The organism is Rhizobium sp. FG96 (assembly GCF_057808655.1).
Genome location: NZ_JBMDIL010000013.1, coordinates 199,558 through 215,129, shown reverse-complemented (window position 1 = coordinate 215,129; position 15,572 = coordinate 199,558). Strand labels below are relative to the sequence as shown.

At 63.8% G+C, this 15,572-nt stretch carries 11 protein-coding genes and 1 pseudogene; 9 read left to right on the top strand and 3 right to left on the bottom strand.

All coding sequences use genetic code 11. The features are described 5' to 3' along the window. The 5 genes and pseudogenes from ACODR6_RS24365 to ACODR6_RS24345 form a co-directional block, all read left to right on the top strand. Positions 1 to 191: pseudogene (locus ACODR6_RS24365) on the top strand (efflux transporter outer membrane subunit); the annotation flags it as partial. Positions 192 to 770: 579 nt separating this feature from the next. After that, positions 771 to 2,015, top strand: coding sequence for a polysaccharide biosynthesis/export family protein (locus tag ACODR6_RS24360; protein ID WP_489024897.1), 1,245 nt, complete (start codon positions 771 to 773; stop codon positions 2,013 to 2,015). A 20-nt stretch (positions 2,016 to 2,035) separates the two neighbouring features. Continuing rightward, positions 2,036 to 5,263, top strand: a complete 3,228-nt coding sequence (locus tag ACODR6_RS24355; RefSeq protein ID WP_489024895.1) for a glycosyltransferase — start codon at positions 2,036 to 2,038, stop codon at positions 5,261 to 5,263. Between the two features lie 4 nt (positions 5,264 to 5,267). Beyond that, the gene (locus ACODR6_RS24350) at positions 5,268 to 6,524 is read left to right on the top strand and encodes a glycosyltransferase family 4 protein (protein WP_489024893.1); all 1,257 of its coding nucleotides are present in this window, start codon (positions 5,268 to 5,270) and stop codon (positions 6,522 to 6,524) included. 134 nt (positions 6,525 to 6,658) lie between these two features. Next, the gene (locus ACODR6_RS24345) at positions 6,659 to 7,351 is read left to right on the top strand and encodes a sugar transferase (RefSeq protein WP_112711348.1); all 693 of its coding nucleotides are present in this window, start codon (positions 6,659 to 6,661) and stop codon (positions 7,349 to 7,351) included. Here the strand turns inward: ACODR6_RS24345 and ACODR6_RS24340 are convergent. Beyond that, positions 7,341 to 7,541, bottom strand: a complete 201-nt coding sequence (locus tag ACODR6_RS24340) for a hypothetical protein (RefSeq protein ID WP_203428239.1) — start codon at positions 7,539 to 7,541, stop codon at positions 7,341 to 7,343. The two genes, ACODR6_RS24345 and ACODR6_RS24340, sit on opposite strands and share 11 nt — an antisense overlap. 251 nt (positions 7,542 to 7,792) lie before the next feature. On the opposite strand from ACODR6_RS24340, the gene ACODR6_RS24335 reads away from it, so the two are divergent. Together ACODR6_RS24335 and ACODR6_RS24330 are read left to right on the top strand one after the other, a co-directional pair. Continuing rightward, on the top strand, positions 7,793 to 9,247 hold the full coding sequence (locus ACODR6_RS24335; RefSeq protein ID WP_489024891.1) for an oligosaccharide flippase family protein: 1,455 nt from the start codon (positions 7,793 to 7,795) through the stop codon (positions 9,245 to 9,247). Between the two features lie 30 nt (positions 9,248 to 9,277). Next, the gene (locus ACODR6_RS24330; RefSeq protein WP_112711351.1) at positions 9,278 to 10,096 is read left to right on the top strand and encodes a methyltransferase, TIGR04325 family; all 819 of its coding nucleotides are present in this window, start codon (positions 9,278 to 9,280) and stop codon (positions 10,094 to 10,096) included. A 52-nt stretch (positions 10,097 to 10,148) separates the two neighbouring features. Here ACODR6_RS24330 and ACODR6_RS24325 read toward each other — a convergent pair whose 3' ends face one another. Then, positions 10,149 to 11,846, bottom strand: coding sequence for an FAD-dependent oxidoreductase (locus ACODR6_RS24325; RefSeq protein ID WP_489024889.1), 1,698 nt, complete (start codon positions 11,844 to 11,846; stop codon positions 10,149 to 10,151). A 231-nt stretch (positions 11,847 to 12,077) separates the two neighbouring features. Between ACODR6_RS24325 and ACODR6_RS24320 the strand changes: the two genes are divergently transcribed. Both ACODR6_RS24320 and ACODR6_RS24315 read left to right on the top strand, forming a co-directional pair. Next, entirely contained in the window at positions 12,078 to 13,256 is a 1,179-nt protein-coding gene (locus tag ACODR6_RS24320; protein WP_413710039.1) for a DegT/DnrJ/EryC1/StrS family aminotransferase, read from the top strand. Next, on the top strand, positions 13,246 to 14,007 hold the full coding sequence (locus ACODR6_RS24315) for a 4'-phosphopantetheinyl transferase family protein (protein WP_489024887.1): 762 nt from the start codon (positions 13,246 to 13,248) through the stop codon (positions 14,005 to 14,007). Before ACODR6_RS24320 ends, ACODR6_RS24315 begins: the two co-directional genes overlap by 11 nt. Here the strand turns inward: ACODR6_RS24315 and ACODR6_RS24310 are convergent. After that, on the bottom strand, positions 13,977 to 15,569 hold the full coding sequence (locus ACODR6_RS24310; RefSeq protein ID WP_489024885.1) for a glucosamine inositolphosphorylceramide transferase family protein: 1,593 nt from the start codon (positions 15,567 to 15,569) through the stop codon (positions 13,977 to 13,979). The genes ACODR6_RS24315 and ACODR6_RS24310 overlap by 31 nt on opposite strands. Between the last annotated feature and the right edge of the window lie 3 nt (positions 15,570 to 15,572).

Sequence of the window (15,572 nt, the reverse complement as noted above, 5' to 3'; positions counted from 1 at the left end):
CGCTGCTCGACGTTCTCGACTCGCAGCGCAACGTCTCGACCGCCCAGGCAAGCCTGGCTGCTGCCGTCCAGCAGATGGCCAAGGACTACGTCTCGCTCAACGTCGCCATCGGCGGTGGTTATGCGCCCGCAGGGGCCAAACCCTCCTCCGAAGCCAAGGCTGATACGGTCGCCGCCACCAGGGGCAGCTGAACCCTCCGAACCACCGCTCGCAGCGCCGATTCATCGGCCGCTGTGGCGGTTTTGCCTTAGCCCAAAGGGATTAATTGATTTCGCTCGCTGATATGGCATCCTGCTGATGGGATCGGGGACAGTAGCGAGTAGAACCAATTCCAAATGCGGCAGCTAATACTCGCGGACTACATCCCGCGACCTGGCTCCTTGCGGAAGGGCTCGCTTCGAAACACGGAGCGAGCCCGGTTTCGTTGCCACGCAAGGAGAGTGGCTGGCGCGGCCCCTGCCCGCGCCGCCTCCAAGGCTGAACCAGCCCCTCCCCATCCCGATAAGCCGAAATGATCATCACTGGTCTCATCACGCACGCCCTCATGTGCGCGCGAGCTACCGCCTGCGGCCAAAAGGACTAACTGCACCTACCGCCTCCAGGGGATTTTACTCGCCACCGTTTCGTCTGATCATCCCTGACACTATGCCCGGCGGCCGTCCGCCAGGCCATGCGAACCGTGAGGCCGTAACATGACGATAGGCGCAAAGGGGCGCGGAACCTTGTCCGCGAGGGTTGTGGGCGCCACCCTGCTACTGTGTTCCGCAGCAATGCCAGCGGCAGCGCTCGCCGGCGCTGCCTACCAGGTCCGCCCGGAAACCCACCTCAAGGTCAGCGTCGTCGAATGGGTCGCGGCCACCGGCGACTACAAGGAATGGACGGCGCTGAACGGCGAGTTCACCGTCACGCCGGCCGGCAACATCTTCATCCCGATGATCGGCCAGCTGAATGTCGAGGACAAGACCGTCGACGAGATCTCGCAGCTGATCGGCACCAACCTGAAGCGCATCACCGGCCTTGCCACCGCGCCGACCGCCTCGGTCGAAGTGGTCAAATATCCGATGATCTATGTCAGCGGCTCAGTGGAGCGCGCCGGCGAATTCGAGTTCCGCCCGGGCCTCACCGTCAAGCAGGCAATGGCGCTCGCCGGCGGCAAGGAGCGCCGCAGCAGCCCGCAGGGCGAATATTCCGATGCCGAGCAGATTCGTTATGCCGGCGATCTCGGCCGCCTGGAACTGCAGCTGAAGCAGCAGATGGCCAAGCGCGCCCGCCTGATGGCCGAGTTTTCCGGCAAGGACGCAATCGAATTCCCGCCGGAGATCGCCGCAGCCAGCCAGGATCCGATCATCGGCCAGATCATCCAGAGCGAGACGGCGCTGTTTACCGCCCGCGCCGATGCGTTGAACCGCGCACTGCAGTCGGCAAGCGAGCTCGAAACGCTGCTGACCAGCGAAATCAGCGTGCTCGACGAGAAGATGGCGACGCAGGACCGCCAGGTCACCATCGCCCAGGACGAACTGACCGACATTTCCAAGCTCGTCGACACCAAGATCCTGACGACCTCGCGCAAGACCTCGCTGGAGCGCACGGTCGCCGAAATGCAGGGCAGCAAGCTCGACCTCGTCGTCGCCTCGATGCAGGCCAAGCAGAAGCTCAGCGAAACCAAGCGCGATGCCGAAACCCTGAAGAGCCAACGCACGACGGAAGCCGGCCAGGAGCTGCAGGCGACCGAAGCCGATATCGAAGACACCAAGCTGAAACGCACCACGACGCTGCAGCTGCTGCAGATCGCCGGTGCATCCGTCTCCCGCTACCAGAGCCTGAAAGCCGTCGACCTGCAGCCGCTGGAATTCTGGCTGACACGCAGCGCGGCCGACATTCCGACGACGAGCGAAGTCGCCGAAACCGAAGAACTCCAGCCCGGCGACGTTCTGGACGTTCGCTACAACGTGTCATCCAGCCTCCAGGGGACGGTCGTTTCCGCCCTCGAGCCTGAACAAAAACAAACGCCTTAGGGAGCTCAGCGAGGATAGACATGGTCATTCAAGAGATCGGCAAAATCGTTCCCGGCAACCATCATGGTTTCGATGAGGCGCAGCGCGAATATATCTCCTTCCGCGATATCTGGCGGTTCCTGAAACGCCATGCCTCCCGCCTGGCGATCTGCACCGCGATCGGCGTTGTCGCCGGCGGGCTCTATATCTTCAGCACCGAGCCGATGTTCTCGGCAACGACCCGCCTCGTCATGGACCCGGAACAGGGCCGCATCGCCTCGCAGGACGCCTTCAGCGGCACGATCATCATCGAAGCCGCCGAAATCGCCAGCCAGGTGGAAATCGTCAAGTCGGAATCGATCGCCCGCGACGTCATCGCCAAGCTGAAGCTCGACCATGATCCTGAAATCATCGGCGGCACCTCCTGGCGCGGCGCGATCACACAGGGGATCAAGGAGATCATCCACGGCTTCCGCAAGCCCGAGGCCGCAACGGAATCAGCCACCGAGACGCCCGAGGAAGCGCTGATGCGCCGGACCATGGCGTCCTTCCTGTCGCGCGTCACCGTCACCCGCGTCGGCCAGTCCTACATTCTCGAAATCGGCTACAGCTCGACCGACCCCGAAAAGGCCGCCCGCGTCGCCAATGCGATCGCCGATGCCTATATCCGCTCCGGCCTTGCCGAGCGTGCCGCCGCCGCACAGAGCGGCGCCAAGTGGCTGGAAAGCCGCCTGATCGAAGTCGGCCGCAAGGCCCGCGAGACCGCCATGCAGGCCGAGGAATTCCGCGCCAAGAACGGCATCATGGAAATCAACGCCACCTCCTCGCTCGACCAGCAGCAGCTCTCCGAAATCAGCACTCAGGAACTCGCCGCCCGCACCCAGACGGCGGCCGAGGCCGCCAAATACGACGCCATCTCCCGCCTGAAGAGCGGCGAGGCGCCGGATACGACGGTGCAGGAAGCGGTCAACAATCCGCGCATCCAGAAGCTCCAGGAAGACCTGAGCATCTCGGTGTCGAAGCTCAACAACCTGATGAGCCGCTACGACGCCGGCAATCCCGCCGTCGTCGCCGCGCAGGATGAGGTCGCCGGTCTGAAGAAGGCGATCGACGACGAATATTCGCGCATCCAGTCGCTCTACGCGACCAATCTCGAAGTGGCCAAGGGCCGCGAGCAGCTGTTGAAGAACCAGCTGGATACGCTGACCGCCGCCGGGACCGACAAGAACCTCGCCCGCGTCGAACTGACCGAGATGGAAAGCCAGGCGACCACCTACCGCCGGATCTATGAGACCATCCTGCAGCAGGTGACCGGCGCCATCCAGCGCCAGTCCTTCCCGATCGGCAACGCCCGTATCGTCACGGCCGCAACCGCGCCGCTTTCGAAGAACTGGCCGAAGCCGAGCCTGATCATTCCGCTGACCGGCATGCTCGGTCTCGCCGGCGGCCTCGGCATGGCGCTGTTCAGCGATGGCTACCGCCGCCGCCTCAATGTCGTCGGCCGCCTGCGCAACGAGCTCGGCATCAATTCGCTTGGCACCATCCCGCTGATCTCCCGCGAGGGCGATCTTGCCGCTGCGGTCTCGCCTGTTGCGATCGACGTCGCCTATCGCCGCGTCCTCGACGCACCCTACTCGCGCTTCACCGAGGCGTTGCGCAGCATCCGCGGATCGATCGACGCCGCCTTCCGCTCCAACAACTCGACCGTCATCGGCATCACCTCGATCGCCCCGAATACCGGCAAGACGACGCTCGCCGTCAACCTGGCGCAGGTCTACAAGCATGAAGGCAGCAACGTCGTTCTCGTCGATGCCGATTTCATCAGCGCCCGGCTGAGCGCGATCGCCGCCGATAGCGGCCAGTCTTTCGGGCTCAAGGTGCTTGGCCCCGACTACGCCGCGCCGCGCAAGGGCAATCGCCCCAACGCCGAGGCCGAACCGGTAACGGATGGCGAAGGCGCGCTGTCGACCGTCATCGTCCCCGATATCCTGCGCACCGCCGGTCCGCACCAGCGTTTCGGCCACCTGATGGCACTGCGCCAGGAAATCGAGGCGCTGCGCCGCAAGTTCAAGATCGTCATCGTCGACATGTCGCCCTTCGAGGGTTCGGCCGATACGCGCCAGATCTGCAGCTTCATGGACGGTGTCCTGCTGGTGCTCGGCAACGGCAATCCGATGACGGCCGAGCGCATCCAGAATGCGCTGGCCGAATTCGCCACCAGCCGCATCAACCTGCTCGGCATCGTGACGACACAGCTCGGACCGGAAAAGACCAAGCCGGTCACCGGCCGCCACCGCTTGCTGAAGCCGGCACCGCCATCGGCGCCGAGCCGCACCGTATCGTCGGTGCCGGCGATCATCAGCCGCGCCACGACCTCGCCGCTGAAGATGACGATCGGCATCGCCAGCTCCGGCCGCCGCGACATCCTCTCGGCGATCCTGCCGCAGATCTCCAAGCAGACGCGCCAGCCCGATGAAGTCATCGTCTGCGTCACCTCGACCAGCGATATCGATCAGGTTTCGCTCGCCTCGCTTGCCTGCCCTGTCCGCATCATCATTTCCGAGCGCGGCCTCTGCCGCCAGCGCAACGAGATCGTCGCAAATGCCGACGATGCCGACGTCATCCTCTTCCTCGACGACGATTTCATCATGGTGCCGAATTATGTCGAGCGGCTGGAATCGATCTTCCAGACCAACCCCGATGTCGCCATGTGCACCGGCAAGGTCCTGGCAGACGGCATCATCGGCCCCGGCATCTCGGTTCATGACGGCCTTAAGCTCGTCAGCGATCGCGCCCGCCAGGCGTCCAACCTGCCGATGACCATCAGCCCGATCTACAATGCCTATGGCTGCAACATGGCGATCCGCATGTCGGCCGTCAGCGCCGGCCAGATCCGCTTCGACGAGAACCTGCCGGCTTATGGCTGGCTTGAGGATGTCGATTTCAGCCGCCGCATCGCCGAATATGGCGGCGTCGTCTCGGCCGATTGCCTCGAGGGCGTGCATCTCGGCGTCAAGGTCGCCCGTACCGCCGGTATGAAACTCGGCTACTCGCAGATCGCCAATCCGATCTACCTGATGCGCAAGCAGACGATGGGCACCCGCTACGGCGCCGTCCAGATCGGCCGCAATCTCGCCGCCAACGTCGCCAAGTGCCTACGTCCGGAACCCTGGGTCGACCGCCGCGGCCGCCTGAAGGGCAACATGATCGCGCTCTTCGACCTGGTGCGCGGCAGGCTCACCCCGCGGCGTATCGAGAGTATGGATTGACCGGATGCGACACCACCAGCCCGATCGCGTCGTCATCATCAACGATCGTTCAGAGCGGGTTGGCGGCGCATCCAACCTCGCCGTTCTCTCCGCCGAGCTGATCCGCGAACGCGGCATTCCGGTGACCTATTTCGCCGGCGACACCATTGGCGCCGCCATCGGCACCGCCGAGATGGTCGGCGTCGGCGGCCAGCCGCTGGTCAACCAGGGCAAGCTGACGGCAACGATCGGCGGCCTCTACAATCAGGCCGCCTATGACAGCCTGCGCACCGTCATCGCCCGCACGGATTCGCCCGGCACCATCTATCATGTCCATGGCTGGTCGAAGATCCTGTCGCCGTCGATCTTCCGGGCGCTGTGGCGCGTCCGGTCCCGCGTCGTCCTGCATGCGCACGACTATTTCCTCTCCTGCCCGAATGGCGGCTATGCCAATTACCAGAGCCACCGGGTCTGCAATCTGACGCCGATGTCGGCGCGCTGCCTGACGACGCAATGCGACAAGCGCGGCTATCACGAAAAGGTCTGGCGCTCGACGCGCCATCTGATCCGCGAGCACTTCTTCCCGACGCGCTATACGCCCGCCAATATCGTCATCGTGCACCAGCACATGCATGAATATTTCACCCGCGCCGGCATCAATGCGGAATATATCCGCACCATCCGCAATCCGGTGGAGCCCTTCCTGCATGCGCCGCCGAGCCCGGCCGCCAACAAGCCGTTCTTCTTCATCGGAAGACTGGAACCCGAAAAGGGTTTCGAGGATGCCGCCAAGGCGGCGCGGCTTGCCAATGTTCCGCTGCATGTCATCGGCGACGGCGCCGGGCGCGCCGTTCTCGAGCGCGATTATCCCGAAGTCGTCCTGCATGGCTGGAAGAACAAGGACGAGATCGCCGCACTCGTCACCGCCGCGCGCTGCATCGTCATCTCCTCGCGCGTGCCGGAGCCTTTCGGCCTCGCAGCCGTCGAAGCGGTCGCGAGCGGCATTCCGGTGATCATTCCGCAGGCGGCACTGCTTGCCCGCGAGATCGCCGAGCTCGGCTGCGGCCTGCCCTTCGAGAACGGCAATATAGCGGCGCTAGCCGCCGCCATGACCAGGCTTGCCGGCGACGACGCCATGGTTCGCGCAATGAGCGAGAATTGCCTGCGCCAGCGCGGCAGCATGGCGCATACCTCGCTCTCCTGGGCGGAAGCGCTTTTCGAGCTCTACGACGAAATCCTCGAACGCGCCCACCCCGGTCAACAAGCTGCACTTGCTGGGTAATTCGGCCCGGCAAGGCAACGATTGGACGCTCCGGCTTACCTCTATCTGACTAGCCGACTACCCTCTGGATGAATTGTAAATGGCTGGATGCGCTGGCAACCTCACGATGGGTTCAAGGGTAAATGGGGTTTGACATGTTATCTGCTTTCGACGGCTTTGCCCGCGGCGATCAGGCCACGCCGGAGACCCGCGTCGTTGCTGCCGGCTACCGGCTGAAGCGCACGCTCGACATCCTGCTTGCCGGTGGCGGCTTGCTGTTTCTCGCGCCGGCCCTGATCCTGATCGTCATCGCATTGCTCATCGTCGACGGCCGCCCGATTTCCTTCAGCCATACCCGCGTCGGCCGCTATGGCCGCCCATTCCGCTGCCTGAAATTTCGCTCCATGCGCACCGATGCCGCCGAACGGCTGGCCGAAATCCTGGCGACCGATCCGGTGCGCCGCGCCGAGTGGCAGGAAACCCAGAAGCTGATGAACGACCCGCGTGTCCACTGGCTCGGCAAGCTTCTGCGCATGACCAGCGCCGACGAGCTGCCGCAGCTGATCAACGTGCTGCGCGGCGAGATGAGCCTTGTCGGCCCGCGCCCGATCATCGCCGAGGAAATCGAGCGCTACGGCGCCAATGCGCATGTCTACCTGTCGATGACACCGGGGCTTACCGGCATGTGGCAGGTCAACCGCCGTCAGGACACGTCATACGAGGAACGCGTCCAGTACGATCTCGACTACTATCGCACCTGTTCCTTCACCACGGATATCGGCATTCTCTGGAAGACGGTGGGTGTCGTGTTTTTCGCTCAGAACGAGAAAGAGCGGCTCACCAAATGAAAATGGCGGCGAGAACGACCCAGAAGGCGAGGCAGAAAAGCGCCAAGCCCCAACGGAGTTTGTATTTCAGGAACGACGGCCGGGTATCCGGCGCCTGCTGCCCGGAAGCGGCATTTTCGGACAGATCACCGAAGCTGGCTGCGTTCTGCGCATATGCAGAATTTCGTGCCGCCTTTGACTCTGTGACCATGACATTGTCTCCCTACCGTCTCGGCAGCCGACTCAGTACAAGCTCTCCGTCCTGCCGGAAATCGCATACCGCGCCAGCCTTGTCCAACGATTGTTTCCGCGTTGGCAGCCGCCGTAGCATGTCATCCAAGCTTTCCCTAATAACACCGCAGCCGCCTCCTGGTTCAATTTCTGCCGGGGTTTGCTGAGATGATTGGGGAGGAAGACAGCAACAAACGGCCGGAAAAGCCCGGAAAATCAAAGCGGATCAAGATGCCCGCCTTTGTTGGTGCCGGTCTGTGGACGCTGACGGCAAAGATCGTCTCGCAGGTCGCACAGCTGCTCGCCTTCCTGATCGCCGCCCGCGTTCTGGAATCGGCGCAATTCGGCTTCTATGCCTATAGTTCCGCCATAGCCATCCTTCTCGTGCTCTGCGCCGAGGGCGGCTGGGGCGAATATGTGATGAAGTCGCATTGCACCGGCGACGAGCTCGACCAGATCGGCACGATCGCCGTCATCTCCGGCCTACTCTGCACGGGCGTCGGTTTCGCGTTGTCGATCATCCTGCATTATTGGGGCGATCCCTGGCTCGGTGTGCTGATCGCGCTCTATAGCTGCTGGTTCCTGCCTTCCTCGCTCTCGGTCGTCTATGACGGGCTGCTCGTCAATCGCGGCCAGCTGAAGCAGCAGTCGATCATCCGCATCATCGCCGAATGTCTCGGCCTCGCCGTCACCATCGCCGGCCTGCATGTCGGCTTCCATGTCGCCTCGCTGATCGTCGGCCGCCTGGTGATGCAGACCGCCTGCCTGATCGGATCGCAGATCGTCGTGCGCTGGTATCCGCGCGTCCACCTGACCCGCGCCTTCCTGTTGGAAATTCTCGAGTTCTCGCGCCACATCCTGTCGAACCGCATCATCTTCTATCTGCGCTCCTATTCCGGAACGCTGGCGCTCGGCAGCTTCCTCGGCCTTGCGGAAGCAGGTTACTACCGCGCCGCCGAGCGCATCGTCGGCGCCATATCGGAGCTTCTCGGCGAACCGGCGCGTATGCTCGCCTGGACCGCCTTCCGCAAGATCCGCAACCAGCAGAACGACGCACTGCGCTTCGAGGAGCTCGGCCGGACCGCCACGCATTTCATGACGGCGCTGATGATCGTCTCGGCCCCCGTGTACATCGGCCTGGCGCTGGTCTCGCCCGCCCTCGTCGATATCGCGCTCGGCGATGCCTGGGCGCCGACGGCAGCGCTCGTCTCGATCCTTGCGATCAAGCAGGTTCTGCTGATCCCGGGCTATGTCACCGAGCCGCTGCTGTCGATCACCGGAAACATTGCCCGCATGCCGCGGCTGATGCTGCTGAACGGCGTCGTCGCCATCGGCCTGATCGTCGCCGCAGCGCCCTTCGGCGTCGAAGCCGCCGCCTTCGGCCAGTGCGTCGCGGCACTGATCAGCCTGAAGATTTCCACGCATCTGCAGGGCCGCTACGGCGGCCTCGACTGGAAGCGCGTGTTCAGCGATTGCGGCTACGTATTCGTCGCGATCCTTGCGATGTCGGCCATCGTCTATGCCTTCGGCTACATCGGCGAAGCAACGGCGATGACCCGCATCGAGATGATCTCTTTTCAGGTGCTCTCGGGCGCCGTCACATACTTTGCAGCACTGGGGGTGATGCATCGTATCCATGGCGGCGTCGTTCCGATCTGGGAGGTGAAAGACCATCCGAAAAGCTAATGCCCATTCATCAACACCGGGGGAAAGCCGATGACGACTGTAACGCTGAAAGGCCGCACATCGACTTTGCGTGACGCAAGACGGCGTGCTGAGAAATTCGTGGTACCACTGCAGGCCCTGAGCGGGCGCCTGCGCTATTTTCTTCCTATCCCGCGCCGCTTTACCGGCGCCTATTCAAGCTATCAGGAAGCGCTTGCCGCAGCCAAAAACGGCGCCCTTGCGGGCTACGATCACGATGAGATCGCGCCCGTCGCCTTCGAGCAGATGTGCCGCCTCGCCGCCTGGGATTATCCCGTCCTCTTCTGGATGCGCGACCTCGTGCGCGAGACCGGCAGCCTCGTCGATGCCGGCGGTCACATGGGCACCAAATATCGCGCCTTCCGCTCGCATCTGCCGCTCGGCGAGAATTTCCGCTGGGTGGTCTACGACCTGCCGGCCATCGTCCGCGCCGGCCAGAAGCTCGCCGACAAGGACCAGCTGACCCGGCTCTCCTTCGTCGACAGGATGGCCGATGCCGGACCGACGCCGCTCTTCCTCGGCTCGGGCCTGATGCAGTATCTCGACGTGCCGCTCGGCAAGCTGATCGGCGAGATGCCGGAAGCGCCGAAGCATATCCTTCTGAACAAGGTCGCCCTGCGCAAGGGACCGACCGTCGTGACGCTGGAACAGATCGGCCGCGCCAGGGTGCCCTACCAGATCCGCAACGAAGCCGAATTCCTGCAGCACGTCACCGGCCTCGGATACGAGCTCGTCGACCGCTGGGCGATCCCCTCGCTCTCGACACGGATCGACACCCATCCCGAACTCGGCAGGACCGAAAGCGCCGGCTTCTACTTCCGCAAGATTTGACTGAGTAAGTGGTGAGAACTGAGCCCGCCATCGCAAGATGGCGGGTGCTTTTTTAGCTCACCTGCCGCGAGGGCTGCGAGCCCGGCAGCGGACGCCGCTCTTCGGCGAGACGCTCCTGCAGGTGGTCGGCAAGCCGCATCGACAGCGCCACCAGCATCAGCGTCGGGTTCGCATGCCCGGCTGTCGGGAAGACCGAGCTTCCGGCCACATAGAGCCCCTCGACCCCATGAACCATCGAATTGCCATCAACGACGCTGGTCGCGGGATCGCTGCCCATGCGCGTCGTGCAGGAGGGGTGCGCCATGTCCATGAAGGCAGCGGCCGACGGGTCGCCGGCGGCGATCCAGTCTGCGAGCTCCGGCTCCGGCAGACCGAGGCGGCGGAACTCGGCCGACATCGTCTGCGCCAGCCTTGCGATGCTTTCGATCTCCGTCTCGCCGATCTTCCAGTTGACGCGGGCGATCGGCTTGCCGAAGCGGTCGAGCTTCTCCGATAGCGTCACGCGGCTCTCCGGATCCAATTGCTGCTCGGCCATCACGTCGAAGCGCAGCTCCGCCGAGCGATGCGGCAGGCCACGCAGCTTGACGAGGCGCTGATAGGCACCCGAGGTCAGCATGCCCGGTGAACCGAGCACCGTCATGAGATCGCCGAGCGCGCGCTTGCCCTCGCCCTTAGCCAGACGCTTCAGCGCCGCCCAGGGATCGTCGGCCGCATGGATCTGCACCGGATAGGCGGCGCAATTGGTCAGCCCCTCGCGCGCCTGGATCATCGGGCTGAGCGACAGGCCGCGCAGATAGAAATGCGGCGCTCCGTCATGCTTCAGACCGTAGAAATTGAAGTGCCGGGCGACGGCATCGATATCGCTGCTCTTGCGGAATCGCATCAGCGTGGTGCGCGGGTGATCGGCGAGATAGCGCCCGACCGTGCCGCGCGCATTGCCGAGACCGGCTGAGGACATCGAGTTGGAGGCGAGCAGCAGCCGGGCATTTTCGACGCCGCCGCAGCAGAGCACCACCATCTTCGTCCTGACCGTCGCCATATTGCCCTCGGGGCTGGCAACCGAGAGCGAATGATGTCCGCGCTGCTCGGCGCGGATCTCCGTCACATTGGCATTGGTGAGGAATTTCGTCCCTGATAGCGCCAGACTGCGCGCCACATTGGCAAAGCGCATCGGCTCGCCGCGCTTCTGCCGCTCATGGCTGAACTGCCAGAAGAAATAGCGCAGCGTCCGGTCGTCGAAATTGAGCTTCTCGGGCGCGGTCCTCAGCAGCGCATGCAGCCCGGCGTCATAGACGTTCGGGCCGAGATTGAGGAGCTCGGCGCCACGGTCGAGATGCGGCATCAGCTCGCTGCGCTCGAACGGCCAGCCGGAGAGCCTGAGCCAGGGCCTGAGCGCGAAATCCATCTCGTCGAAAGCCGCGCATTTGCCGACCCACGTATGGGTGCTGCCGCCGAGCATGCGATTGCGCAGCTCGAAGGCCGGGATGTCGTTCAGCCAAGAGAGACTGCCATTATAGCCGCGTCCTTCCGGCGCGCGACGATCGCCGGAGGGCTCGCCGGTATTCTCAACCGCGTTCAGAATCTGCGGTCCTGGCTCGTAGGAAAGGCCGCCGCTGTCGAGCACGAGGACGTCGGCCTTGCGCGACAGTTCGCGCGCGATGGTCAGTCCCGCAGGGCCGGCGCCGATGATTGCGACATCCGCCTGCAGCAGCGTGTGGACAGGCATGGATCTGAGGTCGAGAATGCTCAAAGCCTTTTCCCCTTCAATATCTTGCCCTCCTTGATAGCAAGACTGCAAACGCGGCTAAATCGTCCAATGAGGTCCAGCCGATTAGATCGCCTACCGACTTCGGATAGTCCGCCACCCCACACCGCCCTCACCTAAGCCGGAAGGATATGCTGAACGGCCCGACGCTCCGTTTTAAGGTTCGACGTCGCGCGGCAGGAGCGCCGCGGATTGGGAGCGCAGGAGACTTGACCAATGGCCCGTGTCGGAGTTCGTGAATGGCTGGCGCTTGCGCCGGTAATGCTGTCCGGAAAGCTTGCCCGCTACAGCGATGACACCGGAGGGCCTCTGAAGCGCTTCGAAACGGATTTCTGCGAGAAATTCGGCGTCGCCCATGCGCTGACCATGTGCAACGGCACGGCAGCGCTGATCTCGGCCGTCGCCGCCGCCGGCATCGGCCCGGGCGACGAAGTTCTGGTTCCCGCCTATACCTGGATCGCCACGGCAGCCGCACCGCTCGCCGCCGGCGCCGTTCCCGTGCTCGTCGATATCGACCACACGCTGACGATGGATCCGGCCGATATCCTGCGCAAGATCACCCCGCGCACCAAGGCGATCATCCCGGTGCACATGTCGAACATGGTCTGCGACATGGATGCCATCATGCGCATCGCCAAGGAGCATAATCTCATCGTCATCGAGGATGCCTGCCAGGCCGTCGGCCTGACCTACAAGGGCAAGCGCACCGGCTCCTTCGGCCATGCCTCGGCCTATAGTTTCAACCAGTTCAAGAACATCAACATCGGCGAAGGCGGGGCGCTGGCGACCGGCGACCACACGCTCTTTGCCCGCGCCCGCATGTTCCACGATATCGGCGCGCTCTTCCGCGGCCACCTCGAATTCATCAAGGAACCGCCGATCCTCGGCGTCAACTTCAAGGCCAACCAGATCCAGGGCGCGATGCTGAACGTCCAGCTGAGCAAGCTCGACCCGATGATCGCCAAGATGCGCCGCCGCTACGACGTGATGGCCGAGATCCTCTCGCATAGCGACGTCATGCGCGTCGGCCCGCATAATGACATCGCCGCCGCCGCCGGCCTGCATGTGATCTTCGACACCGAGGACGATGCCAAGCGCTTTGCCGCCGAGCACAAGCGCGGCGTCTACCGCCTTTACGATTCCAGCCGCCACGTCTTCACCAACTGGCAGCCGATCCTGCAGAAGCGTACCGCCCACCCGGCCATGAACCCTTATAACTGGGCCGACAAGGCCGTCGATTACGGCGGCGACACCTGCACCCAGTCGCTGGATATCCTGCGGCGCACCTGCCGCATCAGCCTCGGCGAAAACTATCCGCTGATGCTGATGGCGCATCTTGCCAAGCGCATGGTGCAGCAGCGCCCGGCCGGCGGACAGCTCGCCTATGCGACCTGACGCGGGCGGCAGCGACGGTATCATCGACCTCTGGCTGTTCGATATCGAGCCGCCGCTGCATCAGCTGCGAAGCCTTGGACCGCATCTCGGCGAAGACGAGCGGGCGCGAGCCGCCAGCTTCGTCTTCGATGCCGACCGCAACCGCTACATCGCCGGCCGCGGCCGCCTGCGGCAGATCCTCGCAAGCTATCTTGACGTCGCCCCGGGCCATGTCCGCTTCACCTATAACGGCTACGGCAAGCCGTCGCTCGACGATGTCCATGCCACGGACCTTCAGTTCAACCTCAGTCACAGCGCCGGCCTGGCGCTGCTGGCGGTTTCGGACCGCTATACGATCGGGGCCGATATTGAACGGGTGGCGCCGCTGAAGGAAGATGTCGCCGGCTATTTCTTCTCGGATGCCGAACGCCGCGACCTCTCGGTCCTCCCACAAGCCGAGTATCTCGAAGGCTTCTTCCGCTGCTGGACGCGCAAGGAGGCTTTCGTCAAGGCGCATGGCGAAGGGCTCTCCCTGCCGCTGCAATCCTTCGACGTCTCGATCGGAACGGAACCCGCCCCTCTCCTTACGCGACTGGACTCAGATCCCTCAGGTCCGGAAAACTGGAAGCTCTTCAACCTGGCGCCGGCGGCAGGCTTTGCCGCCGCACTTGCGGTTTTCACCCGCGGCGGCTCGCCGGAGCTGCGCTGGCGCAGCCTCGACGAGCTCATAGACCCACTGGTCTACGCCGTCAGCCGCGCATCCAGTATGTAGCGCCCACCAGCCTCATCGAAATGATGGCAGCCATGCAGCCCGGTCTTGAAATCGGGTGTGATGACGCGCACGCAGCGCTCGCGATAGGCCTCCGGGCTCAGCTCGTCGATCTCCATGATGTTGAGGCCATAGCCGTAGATGCCGTTGGTATTGCGCTGCGAGGGCCGGTAGAGATGGCCGTCGCACTCGAACATCCGTCCGCCATTGCGCGCCGCGACACTGCCGAGCACGACGGGATTGTGCCGGTGTGGCTTCAGCCCCTTCAGATCGGGGCCGTCGACCTCGTAGATATAGAGCTCGCTACAGTGATCCTCATAGGCGTGATAGTCGGAGAGATTGCTGAACAGCCACCACTTGCCGCCATGCCGGACGAGCATGTTGTCGGCCGCGGATTGTCCTTCCAGCGCCGTCGAGTAAAGCTCCCATTTCAGCGGAAACTCGACGCAGCGCCAGATTTCGACACGCTTGGTCGCATGCGTCTCCGGCATCATGAAGATGTCGTGACCATCCCGGAAGACATAGGGATAGGAGAGATGATGCTCGCAATTCAGCGCGATACCAACAGGCACCAACCGGTCGTCCTCGAAGCGGCCGACGGAAATATGCGCCTTGTGCCCTCCGGTCGAATAGGACTCGTAGAACAGGTAGCAGTTGCCCTCGTGTTCGAAGAGGAAGGGATCGGCCTTGATGTCGTCCTTGGTCGGCGGCACCTCGATCGATTGCGACGGATCGAAGTCGTCGATCTTGCCGTGCCCGGTATAGAGCGTCCAGACGGCAGCGCGCAGATGCATGCGCCGCCCGGCGGCCGCGGCGGCACGCTCGAAGAGATGCAGGCCGAGTGCCGCGCCATAGCGCATGACGGTCGATAGCCTCGGCGGCGGCGCCGGATTGCGCAGGCGGCCGGGCACGGTCGAAAGCTCGCCCGCCGCCGCCTTGCGCAGCTCGCGCAGCAGCAGCGTCACCGCCCGCTCCTTGATGAAGGCGGTGTTGCGGGCGGCTGAAATCTTGATGTTGAAGCTGCAGGCGGCGATCGTCACCTTGCCGGCAGCGCCTCGATCGGCCGAAAGCACGAGCTCGGTCGCCGGCGCCTTGGTCAGCAGATCGCGGTAACCGAACCAGCTGCCATCGGCCGAGCACTCGTCCAGGAAATTGAACGACCAGACACCGAGCGGCAGAAGGTTCGCCACCGATGCCGGCAGGCTGGCGGGCGTCATCCGCACGATCAGGTCGAGGCCGAGCTCCGACGCCAGTCTCGATACATAATTGCCCCGCGCCGCCTCGTCGGCCATCGCGTGCATCACGTCGAAGCGCTGGTCCTGCGCCTGGAAGGTGCCGGGCAGGTATTTCGGCTGGCGGGCAAGCAGGCGGTTCTCGATCTGCCATTGCAGCCGGAACAGCCTGGAGGCTCGCGCCTCGCCCTCCGGACGGTCATGGACGATGACCGTTTCCAGCACGAAGCGCTTGTCGGCCTTGATCCGGTCGAGGATGGCCAGCTGCCAGTTTTCCAGCGCATCCTTGGTTCCGGCCAGAACGCCGATCCTCAGCGGTCTGTCTTGTTCCATGTC

Coding starts and splice junctions, on each gene's coding strand:
- ACODR6_RS24320 (WP_413710039.1), top strand. CDS start 12,078: ATGGCCCGTGTCGGAGTTCGTGAATGGCTGGCGCTTGCGCCGGTAATG.
- ACODR6_RS24355 (WP_489024895.1), top strand. CDS start 2,036: ATGGTCATTCAAGAGATCGGCAAAATCGTTCCCGGCAACCATCATGGT.
- ACODR6_RS24310 (WP_489024885.1), bottom strand. CDS start 15,569: ATGGAACAAGACAGACCGCTGAGGATCGGCGTTCTGGCCGGAACCAAG.
- ACODR6_RS24335 (WP_489024891.1), top strand. CDS start 7,793: ATGCCCGCCTTTGTTGGTGCCGGTCTGTGGACGCTGACGGCAAAGATC.
- ACODR6_RS24350 (WP_489024893.1), top strand. CDS start 5,268: ATGCGACACCACCAGCCCGATCGCGTCGTCATCATCAACGATCGTTCA.
- ACODR6_RS24330 (WP_112711351.1), top strand. CDS start 9,278: ATGACGACTGTAACGCTGAAAGGCCGCACATCGACTTTGCGTGACGCA.
- ACODR6_RS24315 (WP_489024887.1), top strand. CDS start 13,246: ATGCGACCTGACGCGGGCGGCAGCGACGGTATCATCGACCTCTGGCTG.
- ACODR6_RS24340 (WP_203428239.1), bottom strand. CDS start 7,541: ATGGTCACAGAGTCAAAGGCGGCACGAAATTCTGCATATGCGCAGAAC.
- ACODR6_RS24345 (WP_112711348.1), top strand. CDS start 6,659: ATGTTATCTGCTTTCGACGGCTTTGCCCGCGGCGATCAGGCCACGCCG.
- ACODR6_RS24360 (WP_489024897.1), top strand. CDS start 771: ATGCCAGCGGCAGCGCTCGCCGGCGCTGCCTACCAGGTCCGCCCGGAA.